General features: G+C 52.6%; 12 protein-coding genes. 6 read left to right on the forward strand and 6 right to left on the reverse strand.

Annotated elements, in window-relative coordinates; translation table 11 throughout:
* The first annotated feature begins 429 nt into the window (after positions 1-429).
* A complete protein-coding gene (locus tag KOR42_RS00755) occupies positions 430-1,890 on the forward strand; it encodes a sulfatase family protein (RefSeq protein WP_146506719.1) in 1,461 nt (486 codons plus the stop codon).
* A gap of 166 nt (positions 1,891-2,056) precedes the next feature.
* Here the strand turns inward: KOR42_RS00755 and KOR42_RS00760 are convergent, their stop codons facing one another.
* On the reverse strand, positions 2,057-3,268 hold the full coding sequence (locus KOR42_RS00760) for a hypothetical protein (protein WP_197440740.1): 1,212 nt from the start codon (positions 3,266-3,268) through the stop codon (positions 2,057-2,059).
* A gap of 128 nt (positions 3,269-3,396) precedes the next feature.
* Complete coding sequence (locus KOR42_RS00765; RefSeq protein WP_146506721.1) at positions 3,397-5,949, reverse strand: MMPL family transporter; 2,553 nt, start codon at positions 5,947-5,949, stop codon at positions 3,397-3,399.
* Between the two features lie 463 nt (positions 5,950-6,412).
* Here KOR42_RS00765 and KOR42_RS00770 point away from each other — a divergent pair, with 463 nt between their 5' ends.
* Together KOR42_RS00770 and moaA are read left to right on the forward strand one after the other, a co-directional pair.
* Positions 6,413-6,745: a DUF971 domain-containing protein gene (locus tag KOR42_RS00770; protein ID WP_146506722.1), complete on the forward strand. Its 333-nt coding sequence runs from the start codon at positions 6,413-6,415 to the stop codon at positions 6,743-6,745.
* The gene (moaA, locus tag KOR42_RS00775; protein ID WP_146506723.1) at positions 6,742-7,746 is read left to right on the forward strand and encodes a GTP 3',8-cyclase MoaA; all 1,005 of its coding nucleotides are present in this window, start codon (positions 6,742-6,744) and stop codon (positions 7,744-7,746) included. The genes KOR42_RS00770 and moaA overlap by 4 nt, the downstream gene beginning before the upstream one ends.
* Positions 7,747-7,857: 111 nt before the next feature.
* Here the strand turns inward: moaA and KOR42_RS00780 are convergent, their stop codons facing one another.
* The 3 genes from KOR42_RS00780 to sppA form a co-directional block, all read right to left on the reverse strand.
* Positions 7,858-9,273, reverse strand: a complete 1,416-nt coding sequence (locus KOR42_RS00780; protein WP_146506724.1) for a sulfatase — start codon at positions 9,271-9,273, stop codon at positions 7,858-7,860.
* 197 nt (positions 9,274-9,470) lie between these two features.
* On the reverse strand, positions 9,471-9,758 hold the full coding sequence (locus KOR42_RS00785) for a YbeD family protein (RefSeq protein WP_146506725.1): 288 nt from the start codon (positions 9,756-9,758) through the stop codon (positions 9,471-9,473).
* A 41-nt stretch (positions 9,759-9,799) separates the two neighbouring features.
* The gene (gene sppA / locus KOR42_RS00790) at positions 9,800-11,617 is read right to left on the reverse strand and encodes a signal peptide peptidase SppA (RefSeq protein ID WP_197440742.1); all 1,818 of its coding nucleotides are present in this window, start codon (positions 11,615-11,617) and stop codon (positions 9,800-9,802) included.
* A 507-nt stretch (positions 11,618-12,124) separates the two neighbouring features.
* Here sppA and KOR42_RS00795 point away from each other — a divergent pair.
* The 3 genes from KOR42_RS00795 (at position 12,125) to KOR42_RS00805 (ending at position 17,711) form a co-directional block, all read left to right on the forward strand.
* Positions 12,125-12,754, forward strand: coding sequence for a hypothetical protein (locus KOR42_RS00795; RefSeq protein ID WP_146506727.1), 630 nt, complete (start codon positions 12,125-12,127; stop codon positions 12,752-12,754).
* A gap of 269 nt (positions 12,755-13,023) precedes the next feature.
* Positions 13,024-14,868 carry a chloride channel protein gene (locus KOR42_RS00800; RefSeq protein WP_146506728.1) on the forward strand — a complete coding sequence of 615 codons (1,845 nt, stop codon included), beginning with the start codon at positions 13,024-13,026 and terminating at the stop codon, positions 14,866-14,868.
* Between the two features lie 197 nt (positions 14,869-15,065).
* A complete protein-coding gene (locus KOR42_RS00805) occupies positions 15,066-17,711 on the forward strand; it encodes a hypothetical protein (RefSeq protein WP_146506729.1) in 2,646 nt (881 codons plus the stop codon).
* Positions 17,712-17,938: 227 nt separating this feature from the next.
* Here KOR42_RS00805 and KOR42_RS00810 read toward each other — a convergent pair whose 3' ends face one another.
* A complete protein-coding gene (locus KOR42_RS00810; RefSeq protein WP_146506730.1) occupies positions 17,939-18,394 on the reverse strand; it encodes a hypothetical protein in 456 nt (151 codons plus the stop codon).
* Between the last annotated feature and the right edge of the window lie 273 nt (positions 18,395-18,667).

Below are 18,667 nucleotides of genomic sequence, written 5' to 3' on the forward strand. Positions count from 1 at the left end.
TTCCCGCTGAACGCGACGATTCGACAGTGATGATCAGACATCGACATTTCACACAAAACAATTCTTGCTTTTCATTCTCGGAAACGCCGACTCGTTGGCAAGTGTAAACCCCTATTTCTCCTCACTATGCCAGCTTTGTCGCCGGAACTCAATTCGCTGATGAAATCCGGCAATGACAGACTCAACGTTCGAAAAGACATCCATGTCCTGATCAATCGGACTGCGGACCTCAACTGAGGGCCGAAGGACAATGCCTTCCCGCTATCGATTTCAGACCGACAGCTGCCGGAAAGTGGAACTGATTTCAATTCGATGATGGGGAATCTCAATCTGCGACATCAGTCACTCCCGCCGGGAATGCATGCATGCTAGTTTATTGATTCATCCAAACCGAATCACACTTTCGCTTTCTCCTGCCGAGGACTGACAATGTTCACAGTTCAACTGCTAGGCAATTCTCAGCGAGGACTCAGATCCTTCGTGCTGCTGGCCGCCGCCTTCATTCTTACAGGAGGAGACCGGCTCACAGCAGACGAACCTCCCAACGTTCTCATCATTATGGCGGACGACTGCACTTACCGCGATCTGCCGATGTATGGGGGCGAAAATGCCAAGACTCCGAATCTCGATCGACTCGCTTCCCAGAGTCTTGTCTTCAATCGCGCTTATCTCAGCGAAGCAATGTGTCAGCCATGCCGAGCTGAATTGTATACGGGGCAATACCCGATGCGGAACGGTTGTGCCTGGAACCATTCATCGAGTCGCCCCACGACTACCAGTCTGCCGCAACATCTCCAACCGCTCGGTTATCGAGTCGGTCTGGGGGGAAAAGTGCATGTTCTTCCGAAGAAGTCGTTCCCGTTCGAACACGTGGCGGGTTTCGACAAGAGCTGTGTTCGCAACCCGACAATGACTCATGACCTTTCGGGCGTCAGCGAGTTCATCAATCGCGAAAAAGTGGAACCGTTTTGTCTGGTCGTCGCACTCGTCGATCCACATGTCCCGTGGGTGATGGGAGATCCCTCGCAGTATCCTCCTGAGAAGCTCAAACTTCCGCCGAACATCGCTGACACCGAACGGACACGAGACGACTTTTCGCGGTATCTTGCCGAAATCACTTATATGGACTCACAGGTCGGCGAGTTGCTGCAAGTTCTCGAAGCCTCCGGCAAAGCTGACGAAACGCTCGTTCTGTTCACATCCGAACAGGGAGCACAATTTCCGGGATGCAAGTGGACGAACTGGGACACTGGATTGCACACGGCACTCATCGCTCGCTGGCCCGGAAAAGTCTCTCCGGGAATCCGCACAGACGCACTCGTCCAATATGCCGACGTAGCCCCGACACTCATCGACCTCGCTGGCGGAAATCCTGACGATCATCCATACGACGGTAGCAGCTTCGCCGCTGTTCTCACGGGCGAAAAGGACGAACATCGTCAGTTCGTATACGGTCTTCACAACAACATTCCGGAAGGCCCTGCTTATCCCATTCGAACCATCAGCGACGGGACATTTCGACTGATCGAAAACCTCACTCCGGACGCCATCTACATCGAAAAACATGTGATGGGATCTCGGGGGGACGGGTCCCTCAATAACCCCTACTGGGCAACCTGGGTTTGGGACAGCACCGAGAATCCCGAAACCTACAATCTGGTGAAGCGGTTTACTTCGCGGCCAGCAAAGGAACTCTACAAGACTTCTGATGATCCGTATGAGATGACAAACATCGCGGACCTGCCGGAGTACTCAGCGATTCAAAATCGACTCGAAACGGAACTCGAACGCTGGATGGTGGAACAGGGAGATCCGGGAATCGCACAGGACACGAAAGAAGCCCATCGAGCTGCAAAAAAAGGCAAGCATCTCTACTTCCCGGAAGACTGAGACCGCGTCGCGTTGTGTTCAGCCAATTCGGACAGGCACTCTCCAGTGAAGTTCACGTCCTGAACTTTCGGAGAGTCGTCGGTCGGAGTAATCAGCTTGTCTACACTTCGAAGTGATGGCGTTCCCCGTGTTCCTCAAGCGCATCTAAAATGGACAATCGAAGTCCTCAATCGTTTTCGCTGCCGGAATCAAGTTGAACCCGAAGTTCAACGAATCCGTCATTGTCGTCCAGCGATCCCCAGTCGTCTCGACAACGTACGAAAAGGTCGCCGTCACTCGGAGCGGTCCATGTGCTCACCGCACCGATTTCGAATTCTTCCGAGAGTTCGTAGTCCGAAAAGATTGCCCCAACGAGAACTCCCGATCCGGTTTGATCTCCCCCCGCTCCAAGAATCGGCCCGTCGCTACTGAGGCTCCATTCCCCTTTCGCGACGAATGAATAGGTCTGATCTTTCTTGACAGCCACACCGGTCGCTTGCCACCCACGACCGGCTCGAACTTTGGTCGTGGGTCGGGATCGGCTCGAGAGTGGTCGAAATTTCGTCTTCCAATCCCAACTACAAAGATCACAGCGATAGTTCGTCGTCAGATCTTTCAAGAACTGCCGGTATTCGAAGTCGATCTCCGGAATCTGTGGTCCGTAAACCTTCGCGAAGCTGACGTTTCTCTCCGCCAACAACGCCAATCCAAGCGGACGAAACTTCGGGGAATAATTTTCGTTGAACCCCAGCAAATGGCAAAGAGCCCATCGCCATGAATAATTCTGCCACGAGTCGCCCGTCTGTTCGAGCGGATTGTCGACAAGGTCACGCAGCGGCTTTGGCGGATGAGACGTCAAATAGTCGATCACGTAATCGCTCGCGTTGACTCCCTTCTCCCCTTCGCGCCAATACTTCCCGACTTCGGCCATTCCTTCGGAATACCACACTGGGCCTGTGCTGCCGAAAGTGCCCCCGCAATACGCATGAACAGCTTCGTGCTGCGGGTTCTGCCGGGCGGCAGTTGCATAGACGATGGTCTCCGCATCGACTTTTGGTCCACCCACAATGGCTTTGTAGCGGGTCATCGTCACTCCTCCGCCATTCCGGACGAACTGCACTCCTTCCGGAGGCATTCGAGAGATTTCCTCGCTCGACCAGTTAGAGAAATCGTCGATCACGAACATGCGGATCGGTTTCCGATTCGGGCGTCCCCAATACCCGGAGACCAGAACGATCATCTTTTCCAATCGATCGGCAAGCTCTTCAGCCTTCTCCTCCGAAAGGTCGGTGTAAATCTGAAAGTTCCGCGACTCAACCAATCGTGTTTCTGCGTATCCACGAAGACCGGGAAAACTTGCGAAGACTCCCAGCGACAGCAATCCAATGAGCAATGGCACCTGTCTTCGCGTTTCAGTTCGATTCACAGTTTAACCTTTTTGTGTCAGTAGTGTATCAGTCCAAAACGACTCGGTGACAATGATAGACAGTGATAGATGGACAGTGTTTGTTTGAGTTGAATCTCGGCTTATGTCGCGTCGTTATTCGACTCAGGAGGAATCATCCCCAGGTACTTTCCAAACATCCCGAATCGTCCTTGATGCAGCAGCACAAGATACGTCGGGACGAGAATCGGACGGACGAGAAACGTATCGAGCAGGACTCCGAAAGCGAGAGCGAAACCAAGTTGAACCATGGCCAGCAAACTTCCGAACATCAACGACGCAAACGTCCCCGCCATAATGAGTCCGCAACTCGAAATGATATTCCCAGTCTTTGAGAGGGCAACCAAAATTCCTCGAATGGTTCCGTGTCTGGCCTGTTCTTCCTGAACGCGAGCCATCAACAGAATGTTGTAATCTTCCCCCATCGCCACCAGAATTGTGAACAGGTAAATCGGGACTTTCCAATCGATTCCGGTAAATGCTGAGGGGGCGCGAAGGTAAAAAACGACGAACGTCACACCAAGCGTGACAAAGTAGCTGAAGACAACACTTACAATTAAATACGCACAGATCGCTGGCTTTCTCAACAGCAGAACCAACAAAAAATAGACGACGAGGACAACGAGAACGTCAATCCGCCAGCGATCACGATCGGTGGTCGACTTCAAATCACGAATCCCCGCCGTTGACCCTAGCGAAAGCACACTCACGCCTTCTCGGAGAGATTCGGGAATCGATTCGTAGACGATCTTCTCAATCTCGGCGAGCTTTCGAATCGAGATGCGATCGAATGGATCGGTACTGAAAACAAACTCCAGACGAACGACATTTCCCGCGTGCGGCCCTTTGGTGCTTGTATAAGTTCGATGCTGATAGTTTCGTTTAGCGACCCGCTCTGGAATGCTCAGTCCGTCCAGATAGGTTTGAGCCACTTCAGACCGTCCAAGTGGATAGGTCTGACTTCGGACATCGACGATTTCGTAATCGGATTCGCGCACCTGATCGAGTGACTTCGTAATTTGGTCGGTGATCTGCTGACTCAATTTCTCGGAAGCCACCGTGTTCGTCAGATCTTCACCATCCAGAGACCGCTTCAAGACCTCTTCATCAAACTTCACGAGGACCGTCGCTGGCCCGGTGATACCTGCAGGAAAGTGTTTCTGAATGGCGAATGCACCCTCAACACTCGGTTCATCCTTCGGAAGATCACTCAGCAGGCCGTAGCTGAGATTGCTCTCCTGCGTCCAGCCAATCACAGCGAAAGGCATCATCACAAGCACAGTCACTGCGAAGATTGTCCCCGGCTTTCGATGAAGCGTCTCCGCAATCCGATTCCACACCGCTTCAGGAAGCTGTTGGTCTCGAAGCCGGTTCCAAAGCGTCGATGAGGGCAACCAGGAGTCGGACGAATTGAGTTCCTCGCGTCGAACATCCGGCCAGAAAACCCACTTTCGAAAAAGAAGCAATAACGCCGGCATGAACGTTAACGAACAAAGCAGAGCAATGAACAACCCGAAGGAAATCGCAAATCCCGCCTGACGAAACTTGCCGAATTCTGCAAACCCCATCATCCCGATTCCCAGGATGCTCGTCGCGGCGCTCGTCGCCAGAGCCGATCCGACCGAAGAAATCGATCGCGAAATCGCCTGCTCAAATGTCGATCCCTGATCGAGTTCCTCTTTGTAGCGAGAGATCAGAAAGAGGCAGTAATCAACACCCGCTCCGTACACGACCACGGTGACGTATATCTCAAGCCCGCTGAAAAAACCAATCCAGTTAAGATTGGCAAAATGCATCAACATTGAAAGGGTCAATTCGACGGCCAATCCGACCGACAGAATGGGAATCAATGCCAATAACGGAGCCCGATAGATCAACAGAAGCAGGACGACCACCAGAATTTTCGTGATCACTTCCGTACGGCTCACACTCTCCGCTTCCGCCCGCAGAATGTCCCGTCCCACCGTCGCTGAGCCACTGAGTGCCAGTGCCAGTCCAAACGGCTTTTGCCGGCGAATCTCGGAGGAGTTAATCAGTTCTTCAATACGACTGATGATCTGGCTGTTCTGACGATTGAGGAATTCCGTGTTCAGCTCGATCACCACGAGCGTCGAGCGGCCGTCTCGACTCGTTAGCAGTGCGCCCATCCGCTTGTCATCCGGGGCTGAGATGCCGCGCATGACCTGATCTTCCGGATCGACGATGCGAATGGAATCGACCTCGACCGCTTCTTCGCCTGACGAAGAGGCTGATGAGGAAGATTGACCAATTTTGCGCAGCTGGGGAACAAGAACATATGCAATGAAGTCCCGGTCTTTCTCCGAGATTCCTTCGGGCCGATTCTCTCGAAACAGCACAATAACGACATTGCTTCCCAGCGGATCTTGTTCGACCGGAGTTTCGATCGCCTTTTCTTCGTTGTTTTGAGTTCTCTCTCCCGATGCAGGAAATGCTTCTCGAAACAACGTTTCAGCACGGCGACTCGGAGCCTGGTCCGACAGGAACGCGAATTCTCCATCTAAAGAGACGCGGTCCGCACGGGGAGCTGTGACAATCGCAGCGAGCCCCACAATTGCCCAGAAGACAACCAGGGCGACTGGGTACGACGAAACGAACTCTCCGATGCGACGGTACATCACTTAGAAAACAAGACCTGTTGATGCGACCGATGGATGTGGCCCGCTCATCCATACGGCCAGAAGCGAACTCCGACTGGGATGATTCCAATTCGAGTCGGAGTCGATTTCTATTCGGGCTGACCAGGTGGGTTATGGAAAGCTTAACAAGTCGCTGAGATTGTCCAAGGAACTGCCGATTTCCAGAATCTCTTGCAAAGAACGGTTTGAAGCAAGTCCAGACACGGCCGCGATTGCGACTGGATAGCAGGGATTCCATGTGCGTAGAATAGCAGTCGGCAACGACCGGTTGTTTCATCAGAGTCGTGTGAGACTGGAGCGAGTTGCCATCCCAAGACTTTTCACTTATTGACAGCAAAACCAGCGTTTCAAGTCGTGACGTCAAGAGTCATTTGATTTCAGTTTGACTGGTCACGAGTTTCAGAGACGTCAAACCAGCCCCTGTTAGAGGATTCCTTCGGAAATGGCGACAGCGCCTCAGAACATACGTGCAATTCGAGATGACGGAGTCTTGGAACTTGTCTGGAACGACGGTCGAACAAACCGCTATCCGTTTCACTTTCTTCGTTGCCAGTGCCCCTGTGCAGCTTGCGTCAATGAGTTCACTGGAGAACGAATTCTCGATCCCGAAACCGTTCCGAAAGACATTCAACCTGTCGAAATCGGACTGAGTGGAAATTACGCTCTGAAAATTCGATGGAGTGATGACCACTTCACCGGTCTGTATTCCTGGGACTACCTGGAAAAGCTTTCCGGAAACAACGTGGTCACCTCATCAACGGAGGCCACCACGTGACGGCCGCAACAGGTCCACTCGTCGACAGCTTTGGTCGTCGACACAATAACCTCCGAATCAGCGTCACTGACCGGTGCAACATACGGTGCTTCTACTGTATGCCCGCCGAAAATGTTCAGTTTCTAAAACGGGACAAGCTTCTGACATTCGAAGAAATTGTCGAGTTCGTCCGGCTGATGGTTCCACTGGGGATCAACAAGATTCGCCTCACCGGCGGTGAACCGCTTGTTCGAAATGAACTGCACGAACTCGTCCGCATGATTGCCGAAATCGACGGAATCAAAGACATCGGCTTGACGACGAACGGAATTTTTCTCGCCCGGGATGCACAAAAGCTTTATGACGCAGGCTTGCGGAGGCTTAACGTCAGCCTCGACGCATTGGACCCGGTCAAGTTTCGCGAAGTCACCCGACGCGATGGTTATGAAGAAGTCCTGAAGGGAATTCAGAAAGCGCAGGAAGTCGGCTTTCATCCCATCAAAATCAATGCAGTGGCCATCCGTGGAGTCACCGAGTCGGAAATTGTCCCATTCGGTCGATTCGCCCGCGAATCAGGCTGCGAAGTGCGATTCATCGAGTATATGCCGCTCGACGCGGATGCTGCCTGGGAACGCAAGAAAGTTCTCTTCGCGGACGAAATTGTGGAAACACTGTCCCGCGAGGTTCAGCCTCTGGTCCCCATTAGAGAGATCGAAGCCGAGCAACCGTCTACAGATTTCGTCTTCGAAGACGGCATCGGGCGAATCGGCTTCATCCCGTCAGTCAGCAAACCGTTTTGTGATCACTGCAACCGCTTTCGACTGACCGCTGACGGCAAACTCCGGAACTGCCTGTTCAGCCTGGAAGAGACCGACATCCGTGACCTTCTCCGCACTGGAGGCATGGAAGAGAAGATCGTCGCCGCTGTCCGCGAATCGATTGCAGGGAAGTGGGCCGGACATCACATCAACGATCCCGACTTTCAACAACCAGAACGACCGATGTACTCCATCGGCGGATAGCTCTTCGTCCTCGGTCTCGACTGAACAAATCTTGTTTTCATCAGACGAGAGCTTCTGCCCAGATGCGAGTTTTTACACTCAGCACTGGGCACAAGCGACGGAAGCGAGAAGTCAATTTTTCGACTCGCGACCATCTTCATACCAGTACGGGCCTTCTTCGATAATCTCGCTGTACTTCTCTTTGGCGAGTTTGGTGAGTCGGGCGAAGACTTCGGGATGACTCGCAGAGACCTCGTGTTCTTCGCCGATGTCTTCCGAAATATGGTACAGCTCGAACTCTTCGAGAGTTGAAGACTTCAGCTGAGGCACAACTCCCGGCCGCAGGGAACCCCCAGTGGGAAAATCCGCCCCTCCGTTCCATTGCGCTACGATTTTCCAGTCGCCGTCACGAAGTGCGAACTGACGATTCCCGGTCCCTCCGTAGTAATGCCAGAACAACGGCTCTTCTCGCTCAATTTCGGAACCGTTCCAGAGTTTGACGAGACTCGTCCCATCCAATGTTTTCGTGGACGGTAATTCGATGTCGACAAGTTCACAAACGGTTGGCAGCAGATCGACGCTGCCGACGGGAACATCACTCACCTGACCGGGAGAAATGGTTCCCGTCCAGCGAACAATCCCCGGGACACGAATTCCCCCTTCGTATACGTGCAGCTTCATCCCCCGAAGCGGACCGGGCGAGCCATGAGATCGCCACGCATTTCGATAGCGGTTCAGCGTTTCCGGTCCGTTGTCGGATGTGAAAACAATCAGCGTTTCTTCGCCCAAATTCTGTTTGTCGACAGCTTCCACAATACGTCCGACTGCTTTGTCCATATTCGAGACGTTGGCGTAATAAAGAGCTTCTCCCCGCTTTTCTGCATCGGGATATTTTTGCACGAGTTCTTCAGGCGAAGCGATTGGTTCGTGCGGTTCATGGAAACAGACGAACATAAAAAACGGAGAAGCTGCATCACCTCGATCGTCGAGCCAGCGAATCGCTTCATCGGCAACAAGTTGGCAGGAAAACCCCGACTGTTCTCCGACTGGCTCTCCGTTGCGAACGAAGTTATTGGGATCCTGATGCGAAGGCCCAGCGTTGTTTTGCGTTGAAAACCAGTGATCAAAGCCGTGATCGTTCGGTTGTGTCTGGGCCGGATTGTTAAACAATCCGTTGAGATGCCACTTCCCAACGTGACAGGTTTCATACCCCGATTGCTTCAACAACGTCGCAATCGTGGTTTCGTCCCGTTTGAGGTACATCGGGTTCTTCGGAGCAATCCACGAATAGATTCCCGATCGAGTCGGAATTCGCCCGGTCATCAAACCGGCTCGGGCGGGGGAACAGAGTGGCGAAGCGGAATAACACGACGTCAGTCGCATTCCCTCTTCCGCAAGCTGATCGAGATGGGGCGTCTGAATGGTTGGATGGCCAAAACACCCCAAGTCCCCATAGCCCAGATCATCGCAAAGGATCACAAGCACATTGGGAGTCTTCTGATCTGCGGCAGACGACCTATGCCCTGCCAGCGAAATGAAGAGAGCCATCAAGCAACTGAGCGAGCGCGAATGCAACATATCTGTGTCGACCTTATCGAGAAGGAAACTTCCGTCAGCCTAAAGAGATCCTCCAAGGCTGACATTGAAGTGACGCAATGTTCTCAGAACTACGATGCAATAGACGTACGATCCAATAAACGTACGACGCTATGGACAAGTGTGGGGCAACATCCCGGGCTTGCCGCTCACAAGAGCATCACCAAACCTTCGAGGTCACGAAGTCGTGAGTAGACAGCAATCACATGCGACGCCGTCTCCATCGTTGGTTCAACGGTGACACTCACATGCCGTCCCCCTGTCGTCGTTCGCGTCGAAAAACGGGGTTCGCTGTCCTCTTCCAATTCCTGACGCACGGCAGCAAGCACACGACCAACAAAGTGGTCATCAGCTTGACCAATCACCTTGAACCGATATTCACACGGGAAGGTATGAATCGATTCCAGCAATTCGACTGTCGGGAGTCCTTCTTCCATTTTCGTAACCTCTGGTCCCCAGCACGTATTTGTTGTGGTGGCTATTGAATCCAAAAGATGGGGGCAGTCAGCATGACTCGTTCTTGCGCGAGAAAATCGAGCTGCAGCAAGACTTGTTGAAGCATGCGAACACGTTCTGGATCGACGTTCGAAACAGTTGGTTCAATCGCGGACCAGATCCCAAGCGAAAGGCGTTTGTTGTTCTCTTTACGCTGTGGGTTCATCTCGTCGACGAGTTCTTCGACGAAGTTCTTCACACGCGGAATCGTTCGAACTTCGTAGTCGTCGAGTTCCAATTCCTCGGCCAGATCGGAAATCGCATCTTCCAGTGAGCCGAGTTCATCGACGAGACCAAGTTCCAGCGCCTGCTTTCCTGTGTAAACACGTCCGCCAGCGATATCGTCGATTGGCTTGGCCAACTTGCCTTCACGACCTGTTGTCACATGATCTTTGAAGACTCCGTAGATTTTGTCCATCCAAGACTGAAGCTCTTCCCGTTCGCCATCTTGAAATGGCTGGGACGAACTCAAAATTCCGGCACGTGCTCCCCGTTGAACCGGTTCGAAGTTGATGCCAATTCGTCCCCACATATTCGCTGTCGCCAGTTTCCCAGCCACGACACCAATTGATCCAGTGATGGTGTTTTCACTCGCATAGATCTTGCTCGCACGGCAAGAAACGTAATACCCGCCGCTGGCCGCATAGTCACCCATGGAAACGACAACCGGCTTTTTCTCCTGAAGTCGCATGATCGATTGAAGCATCACTTCACTCGCGGTGGCCGACCCTCCCGGAGAATTGACCCGGACAACCACTCCACGAACGCGAGGTTCATAGACGAGCGAATCGAGTGCTTTCCGGATTTCCTCACTGAACGCCCCGCTGACGGACCCGAACGGGGAGACACTTTTCTTTCCAAGCATGATCGGTCCATCGATGTGGACCACTGCAATGGCGTCTTTCGTGGAACGTTGTGTTTTCGGTCCCGAGAGAATCTCTGCCCACAACTGAAGAGCAGCAAATGGGTTGTTGAGGTCGATTTCCGGTCCGGTCTTTTTCTTGTAGCTCTTGTCAAACTTGACAGTCACACCGTGCTTGTCTTTCACGAAGGCGGTCAGTCCGTCGCGAGTTTCGACCGCGTCAGTCAGCCCAGCTTCTTTGGCTGATTCGGCAGAATACAATCCCTGATTCACCCACTCTTCTACTTTCGAAACATCCACTCCGCGACCATTCGCGATGGTTTGTTTTAGACCTTCGTAGAGGCCGTCGTACAGCCACTTTGTCATTTCCTCATTCTGTTCACTTGGCCCTTTTCGCATGAACTGCTCGGCCGCACTTTTGTACGCTCCGCATGTGAGGAACTCTGGCTCGACACCGACGAGGTCCAACAGGCCCCGCAGGTACATTTGCTCTCCGTAAATCCCGTTGATCCAGGCATCGCCCGTTGGGGAAATACTGATTCGGTCTGCCCCGCTGACAACGGCATACGCCCCCATGCGTGTCGAATCTGCATGAGCGTAGACAGGCTTCTCTTCAGCAACCTTCTGAATCACGCTTCCCAACTCAGTGACCTGAGCCATTCCGAAGCTGGAACTTCCGTAAAGCAGAACGATCGCTGCGACGTCGTCGTCTTTCGCTGCTTCATTCATCCGAACAGTGAGGCCGCGAAGCGATTCTCCGCCCACTTCGCCGAAAATCGGATCGTCCGGAGTCGGCTTATCAGTGATCGGAAGAGTCAAATCAAAGACAGCAACCGTCCCCGGGAGCTTTTCCTTGTCTTGTGCAAATCCTGGATGTGATGGCAACAGCTGAACCGCGAATGCGGTCAGGGCGAGCATAACTGTAGTTCGACGAAGCATCGATTCACTTTCCCAACGATGATGAGACGTTGCAGTCAGCGACTGCGATGACTCAGATTTTATTTGAGGAGACTTCGCTTGCGACTGAAGCCACAAGTCTGATTTGAATAACGTCGTTCTGATTAATCCATTTTCCTGGGATGCCTGCGTTCTTCCATCCTTGAATCGAAGCTGCGTCAACTGCTGCAAATCCCCGACGGCCAAAGATGGAATTCTCTCAGGTCTCGGTCGGCATCGTGAAGGTCGCATGACCCGAAGTGGATCCCCATCACTGTAGCTCGACATCTCTGCAGATACTATCTTGAGGCAGAGACATTGACACTGACAAGTCCAGAATCAAATCAAGCCGAGGATTCGCCCCGATGACAGCAACTCGGCAAAGGCGAATCAAACAGTTGCCCCAACCCAGCAACGTTTCGAAATTTCGTCTGCGAACGAGTTGGACGGAAGCGTGTCATGCTATTGGTTTCGTACCGGAATGAATGAATTGAAAACGAGGAAAGCCACATGGCAGAATTGATCGAAGCGATCTTTGAAGAGCTTTCCGAACACTGGTCGAAGATCGTTTCTGCGGCGTTGTTTGCACTGATCGGTTGGGTCCTCGGGAAACGAAAAGCCGCTCAGGACTGGCAGAAAAGAGAGTTCTACGACCGGCTGAATATCTCTCTCAATATTCTTCAGGACGGCAAACTCAAGCTGCGGACGTTGAATGAGACGCTTTGCAAATCGGTCTTTCCGAACTCGCAGGCTGCCCAGGCGGTGATCGACGCAGCCAAGAAGACAACTCCGGACAATCCGCTTCTCGATCTTCCGAAGGAAGACTACTGGTACTTTCTGAACGCGGTCCTGAATGAGATTTCTGAACAGTTCGCCGCCGGTGTCATCCGTGAAGACCTCGGAATGTCAGTCGTCTGCGATGAATATCTCATTTGCCTGACCAGCGAAGCTGATGGAGGGATTCGAATGCGAAAGGTTCGCGTTCTGATGATCAAGAAGTCCCTGCTGACCTCACTTCCCGAAGAGACTCCGAAACTCGAACGCGAAACACACATCACGCGTTGGCAGACTCTCAAAAAACTCGCTGTCGCCTACAAGAAAACGCCGCATCAGTTTTTGTCGATCTTCATCAGCCAATAGACCGTGGCAATCCGCGATTCCAGATCGGGGCTGCAGAACAATCCAAACTGCAGAACAGCCGATAGTGAGTCAAGTATTCGTCCGCACTGATCTCATGACACGGACCTCTTCCCCTATCCTCAGTCTAGAAACTGAGATGTTTGAGAGTTTGTGTGCATCACTCTTGAAGAAGTCTGCAAATCTCCAAACAATTCGCCGTTATGCGCGATCAATCGCGTTAAGATCTTTGAAATTGTCGATTGAAATCTCCCTAAAGTACTGACGGAATAATGCTTGCGAAATTTGTGACCGGTCTGGACTGGAAGGTTTCCGGAAAGTGGACCTTTCTTTCGATCGTGGTCGGCATCGTTGCAGGTGTTGGGGGAATCATCTTTCAAATCCTCGGCCAGCTCGTCATCCACTACACTCTTTACCAAATCGCTGGGTACTCTCCGCCCGAAGCGATGGGTGAGAATTCGCTTTTCCACCACGAACACACCGGATTCTCTCCGTGGATGATCGTGGCTGTGATGTCCATTGGCGGACTCGTTTCCGGATGGCTTGTGTATACGTTTGCTCCAGAGGCAGAAGGACACGGGACCGACGCGGCCATCGACGCCTTTCACAATAAGCGTGGTCGCATCCGAGGACGAATCCCTTTCGTCAAAACGCTCTCGTCAGCAATTACGCTTGGAACAGGCGGATCGGGCGGACGGGAAGGCCCCATTGCTCAGATCGGTGCGTCGTTCGGATCGTATCTCGGAAAGGTTCTTCAACTTCCTTCGCGCGACCGGCGGATTCTTCTCGCAGCCGGAATGGGCGCGGGGGTTGGAGCTGTCTTCCGTGCTCCTCTCGCAGGTGCGCTGTTCGCAGCTGAGATCCTCTACAGCGAGAGTGATTTCGAAGCTGAAGTCATTATCCCGGCTGCTACTGCGTCGATTATCGGATATAGCGTTTATGGACTTTGGCTTCCGGAAGGGACTCATCACACTCCATTGTTCGGCAACGATTTGACCTACACTGCCGGGCATCCGATGGAATTGTTCCTGTACGCGGTTCTCGCAGTCTTTCTCGTTGGTTTCGGAGTGGCGTATATCAAGACGTTCTACGGAATCCATTCGCTCTTTGCGAAGCTGCCGATTCCAAGAGTGTTGCGACCGGCCCTCGGGGCAGGATTAGCGGGGACTCTTGGAGTTATTCTCTTCTATTTCTGGGACAGCGAAGAACACACACTCGCTGTTCTCGCGACAGGTTACGGCACACTTCAGACCGCTTTGACTTCAGCATCGGATGTTGGAATTCCGCTGCTACTGGCCATTGCCGGAGTCAAGATTCTGACGACGTCACTGACGATTTCATCCGGAGGTTCGGGGGGAGTTTTCGGTCCCTCGATGGTGATTGGCGGATGTGTCGGTGCGGCTGTGGGCTTAGTTTTTCATGACATCTGGCCCCAACTCGTTCCGAATCCGGAATCTTTTGCGATCGTTGGGATGGCCGGATTCTTCGCCGGGTGTGCCCACGCCCCCTTCTCGACCATTATTATGGTCTCCGAAATGACCGGAGGATACGGGCTGCTTCTTCCGACGATGTGGGTTTCAACATTGGCATTCGTGATGGGGCGGCCGTGGAAACTCTATTCCAAACAGGTTCCCACCCGACTCGAATCCCCTGCCCATCGCGGGGACTTTCTCGTCGATGTCCTCGAAGGAATTTCTGTCAAAGACGTTTTCCATCAGAAACGGCGTTTGGTGCTGATTCCCGAAGGAATGCCACTGGCTGATATCGTTCACAAAATTGCCGAAACGAGACAGCACTACTTTCCGGTGGTCGACTCGCACGGAAACATGATTGGAATCTTTTCAGGTGACGACGTTCGTTCTTATCTGTACGATGAAACACTGTGGAAGCTCGCCAACGCGCGAGACGTGATGACTTCACGCGTTGTCTGTGTCACCCCTGACGACGATTTGAATACCGCTCTGCGGTGTTTTACAGCTGTCGCCATTGATGAACTTCCGGTCGTCGATTCCGTTGATCGAGGAAAACTGCTGGGAACACTTCGGCACAAGGAAGTCATCGCCTCCTACAATCGCCGCTTGATGGAGTACAAAAAGGCGGTCGAAGAACAGGACTGACCCGTTCTCGTCAGTCAATCATCGAAGACAGAGACGACTTCGATCACGTTTCAGAACTTTTTCACTCGAACGAACCAACTCATCGAACTGCAGAGTGAAACCGATTCGGCGATCGGACAAGAGTGAGGCACTTGTTCGGGCTGTCATGAACAGCGAGTTCACCAAAGCGAGTTCACCGAAGCAGGAAGAATTCATTGATGCGGTGGTTGAGATTCGTGTTGCTCAGCATCGGGTTTGTTGTCGTTGCATTGTGCACAGCGACGGCGATCTCGGCGATTGCCGACTCAATGTTCGACAAGTGGCAACTCGTCTTTCTGCGAACAGATTCGATTTCTGAAACACTTCTTCTGAGTTTGGGATGCGGAACCGCTGTCGGCCTGATCGCCATCTTGCATCAATACGAACGCCAACTCATTTCCTCCTGGCTCGGGCGGACGTTGCTTTTGCTTCGGCTGTTGCTTGTTCTGATTCTCTTCCTCACCCTTCTCGAACCGATGTGGACGTGGAGTTATGACGACGAGCGTTCGGGACGAGTGCTCGTCGCTTTGGATATCTCCGAAAGCATGGACACGCACGACAGTCACGCCAGTCTCAAGGAGAAACTGAGCTGGGCCCGGTCGATGGGAGTCTTTGGAAACGAAGAGGCACAAGAGCGTGTCGACCGCTGGATGGAAGAACTCGAATCGGGCAACTCCCCGACCTGGGTGAGTGTTGAAGAAGAACCCGATCCGGAAAAACGGCAGCAGCTCGCGAAACTCCGTAAGGCGGATATCGACCAGACGCTGGAAAACGTCACGGAGTATTCCCGGCTGGAACTCGCTCTGCGTTCCCTCGCTGGCCCTCAAAACTCATTTCTTGATCAGCTCTCTCAACTTGTCGACGCTGAAGTGGCCATGTTCGCGGTCGATTACAACTCGACGGATCAGGCTGCTCTCAAAAAACTGATCGCTGCTCCGAAGATTGAAGTTCCTCGCAACTCCTCGTTTCTCATGGAGGCCATGCGGGCAGCACTTGCCAGCCCTAACGCAGAAACGCCCCTGCAGGGATTGGTCGTATTCTCAGATGGACGCGACACGTCCGATCTCTCGATGGACCAGTTAGTCCAACGGATCGCCGACCTTAATGTTCCCGTCCATACTGTCGTCCTTGGATCAGAAGTCCGACCGAGAGACCTCTCTGTCACTCATGTTGAAGCGAGTGAAACAGTCTTCAAGGATGACACTCCGACGGTTAAAGGAATCCTGCAATCGTTCGGATTCGACAACGAAGATGTCACCGTTTTCATCGACTGGGTCGATGATCCACAGCGTGATCCCATCGAACAAACCGTGAATATCAACACCCAGACGACGGAAGTTGACTTCACTTTGGACCAACTTCCCGTGGGAAGACATCGTTTTCGATTGCGAACGAGCCCAGCCGAGGATGAACTTCGCGAAGACAACAACGCACGTGAATTCGCAATCGACGTAATCGACGACAGTGCACAAGTCTTACTGATCGATAACTCTGGACGATGGGAATTTCGGTTTCTCTCGACGGCTCTGGAACGAGACAAACGCGTCACTGTTGAGAAGATTCTATTCGAACAACCGTTCCTGGGAGTCCTTCAGAAACCATTCTTTCTCAACGACATCCAAGGCCTCCGCCCCGAAAACGGAGGGCCTGGGAATCTCGCCACGACACGATATTCCAACTTCGATTGCGTCATCGTTGGTGACGTCTCTCCTCATCACATGCCCGTGGAGGAATGGAAGCAGCTCGAGAAATACGTCCGAGAAGAGGGCGGCACTCTTGTTCTGACCGCAGGCAAGAAGGAATTCCCGAACAGCTATCGAGGAACCATTGTCGACAGTTTACTTCCGATTGAACGTCTGCGAGTCATCGATCTTCATGGTGTCGACCAGGCAGAACCTCCAGAACGGCGAGGGTTTCGACTTTCCATCACACCCGACGGACAGCGACTGGGGATGTTTCAGCTCAGCGACGACTGGAACCTGTCACGCCAGATTTGGGCAACTTTACCCGGACACAGTTGGGGGATCACTGGTCGAGCCAAAGGGGCTGCCACGGTGATGGCGACAGCAGCGATTCCCGGAGCAAATCGTACTCTCGAAGATGAACGAGATTCCGGTCTCATCGTGCAGCAACATATTGGGTCCGGGCAAGTCTTGTGGATTGGAATCGACAGTACATGGCGATGGCGATTCCGTGTCGGCGATGAATACCATCACCGGTTCTGGGGCCAGCTGATTCGATGGGCGATCAACTTCAAAGCTTCCGGAAGCAATGATCTCGCCCGGATTTCCTTATCTCCGTCGGTCATCTCAGAAGATGAAACGACCGTCTTTCAAGCACGATGGGTCGAACAGTTTCTTCAGCAAAACCCGGACGTCGCAGCCTTCGCTGTGATTGAGTCTCCGACCGATCCCGAATTTCATCGACGGGTTCCGCTTCGAAGACAGCATTCCAAACCACCCATTGACGAAGGAACGATCGGCGATCTGGAACCGGGAGAATACCGAGTCAGCCTCGATGTTCCGGGATTCAGCGATGATCAGGAGAAAATCGAAGCGGTGCTGATCGTCAATGAAGTCGTTTCTCAGGAACTTGCCGATATCAGCACAAATCGGGAACTGCTTGAACAACTCGCTTCACAGACCGGCGGGAAGTTCTTTCAGTTGCACGAAGTCGATCAGATTCCGGAACTGTTTCGAAACATCAACAAAACCGTCTCGATTCGCGAGGAAATTCCACTCTGGGGCCACTGGTCGATTCTGGCGATCTTCTCAATCGTCGCCACAGCGGAATGGGTCATGCGAAAGCTCAACGGACTACCGTGACCGTCAGCGCGTTAACCCTGATTGGCACTCATTTAATTGGCAGTTCATGAAAACTGTCAGCTCATTGAACATTGAAGCTGTCAGCGCAATGAAACTGTGCGTGAGTCGAAGCAAAATTCCTCGATCCCGGTCTCTTCCCAGTCGGGTGAGCACAGATTTTCCCGAATAAGCAGTGGGACAAATCTTCGAAGAAGTTCCGTCGAGCGCAGAATGACCATGCGAATGGTCTAAGAGTGCAGTTTTGCTCGCCCGATGATCAACCCCCCGCCGATGAACGCGTACTTGTCTGTCTGACGCTGCCAGCGGACATCAAGCAAAAGCCCGACCTGACCATCTCCGTACAGATCGAACTCGGCAATGACGTATTCGGTCTCGATGGCTTGATCAAACGCAAATCCGACCCCATGGGGAGAAATATCGCGTGTGATTCCCACGATCGGTTGAGGCGTCACGGAAACAGCCTGATTTCCATTCATCTCAATGGGATAGATATAAATCGGCTCGTCAAACTTAACACGCGATTCTCCGCGGCGTTCGAGACTCTTCGTCAGCGAAATCGGACAACCGCTGAATGCCGAGAAAGCAAGACCGTGACATTCCTTGATCCTTTCGACGATTCGTGGAATCTCTTCCACATCGAAAGTGATCTCAAATTTCATGATGTCATGAGTTGAGGGAGTCATGGTACGAATTCCATTGATGCGATCCGAGCTTTCTGAGCAAGGTGCTCGTTCCTGTGCCCCTGCTTGAGCACTTCGTTTCAATGTTTTAGCCCGATTCGAAATGACAGGCAGACGAAAGCAGAATCAAAAGTGCTCAATAAACCGTAGCTCACTTCTGCAAGCTGCGAACGTCAATCTGCCGATTGACGGCCGAATCGGCAAAAATTGCCTTTCAAAGCGTTAAAGGTGGTCAACTCTACAGATTGTCTTGAAAAAATCGGCGCTCTCCCCCCA

Source organism: Thalassoglobus neptunius (assembly GCF_007859735.1).
GTDB classification, from domain to species: domain Bacteria; phylum Planctomycetota; class Planctomycetia; order Planctomycetales; family Planctomycetaceae; genus Thalassoglobus; species Thalassoglobus neptunius.

What these genes read in the sequence shown, in the direction of transcription:
- KOR42_RS00800 (WP_146506728.1), top strand. Translation starts at nt 13,024, where the DNA reads ATGCTTGCGAAATTTGTGACCGGTCTGGACTGGAAGGTTTCCGGAAAG.
- KOR42_RS00785 (WP_146506725.1), bottom strand. Translation starts at nt 9,758, where the DNA reads ATGGAAGAAGGACTCCCGACAGTCGAATTGCTGGAATCGATTCATACC.
- KOR42_RS00765 (WP_146506721.1), bottom strand. Translation starts at nt 5,949, where the DNA reads ATGTACCGTCGCATCGGAGAGTTCGTTTCGTCGTACCCAGTCGCCCTG.
- sppA (WP_197440742.1), bottom strand. Translation starts at nt 11,617, where the DNA reads ATGCTTCGTCGAACTACAGTTATGCTCGCCCTGACCGCATTCGCGGTT.
- KOR42_RS00805 (WP_146506729.1), top strand. Translation starts at nt 15,066, where the DNA reads ATGCGGTGGTTGAGATTCGTGTTGCTCAGCATCGGGTTTGTTGTCGTT.
- KOR42_RS00770 (WP_146506722.1), top strand. Translation starts at nt 6,413, where the DNA reads ATGGCGACAGCGCCTCAGAACATACGTGCAATTCGAGATGACGGAGTC.
- KOR42_RS00810 (WP_146506730.1), bottom strand. Translation starts at nt 18,394, where the DNA reads ATGACTCCCTCAACTCATGACATCATGAAATTTGAGATCACTTTCGAT.
- KOR42_RS00780 (WP_146506724.1), bottom strand. Translation starts at nt 9,273, where the DNA reads ATGGCTCTCTTCATTTCGCTGGCAGGGCATAGGTCGTCTGCCGCAGAT.
- KOR42_RS00755 (WP_146506719.1), top strand. Translation starts at nt 430, where the DNA reads ATGTTCACAGTTCAACTGCTAGGCAATTCTCAGCGAGGACTCAGATCC.
- KOR42_RS00795 (WP_146506727.1), top strand. Translation starts at nt 12,125, where the DNA reads ATGGCAGAATTGATCGAAGCGATCTTTGAAGAGCTTTCCGAACACTGG.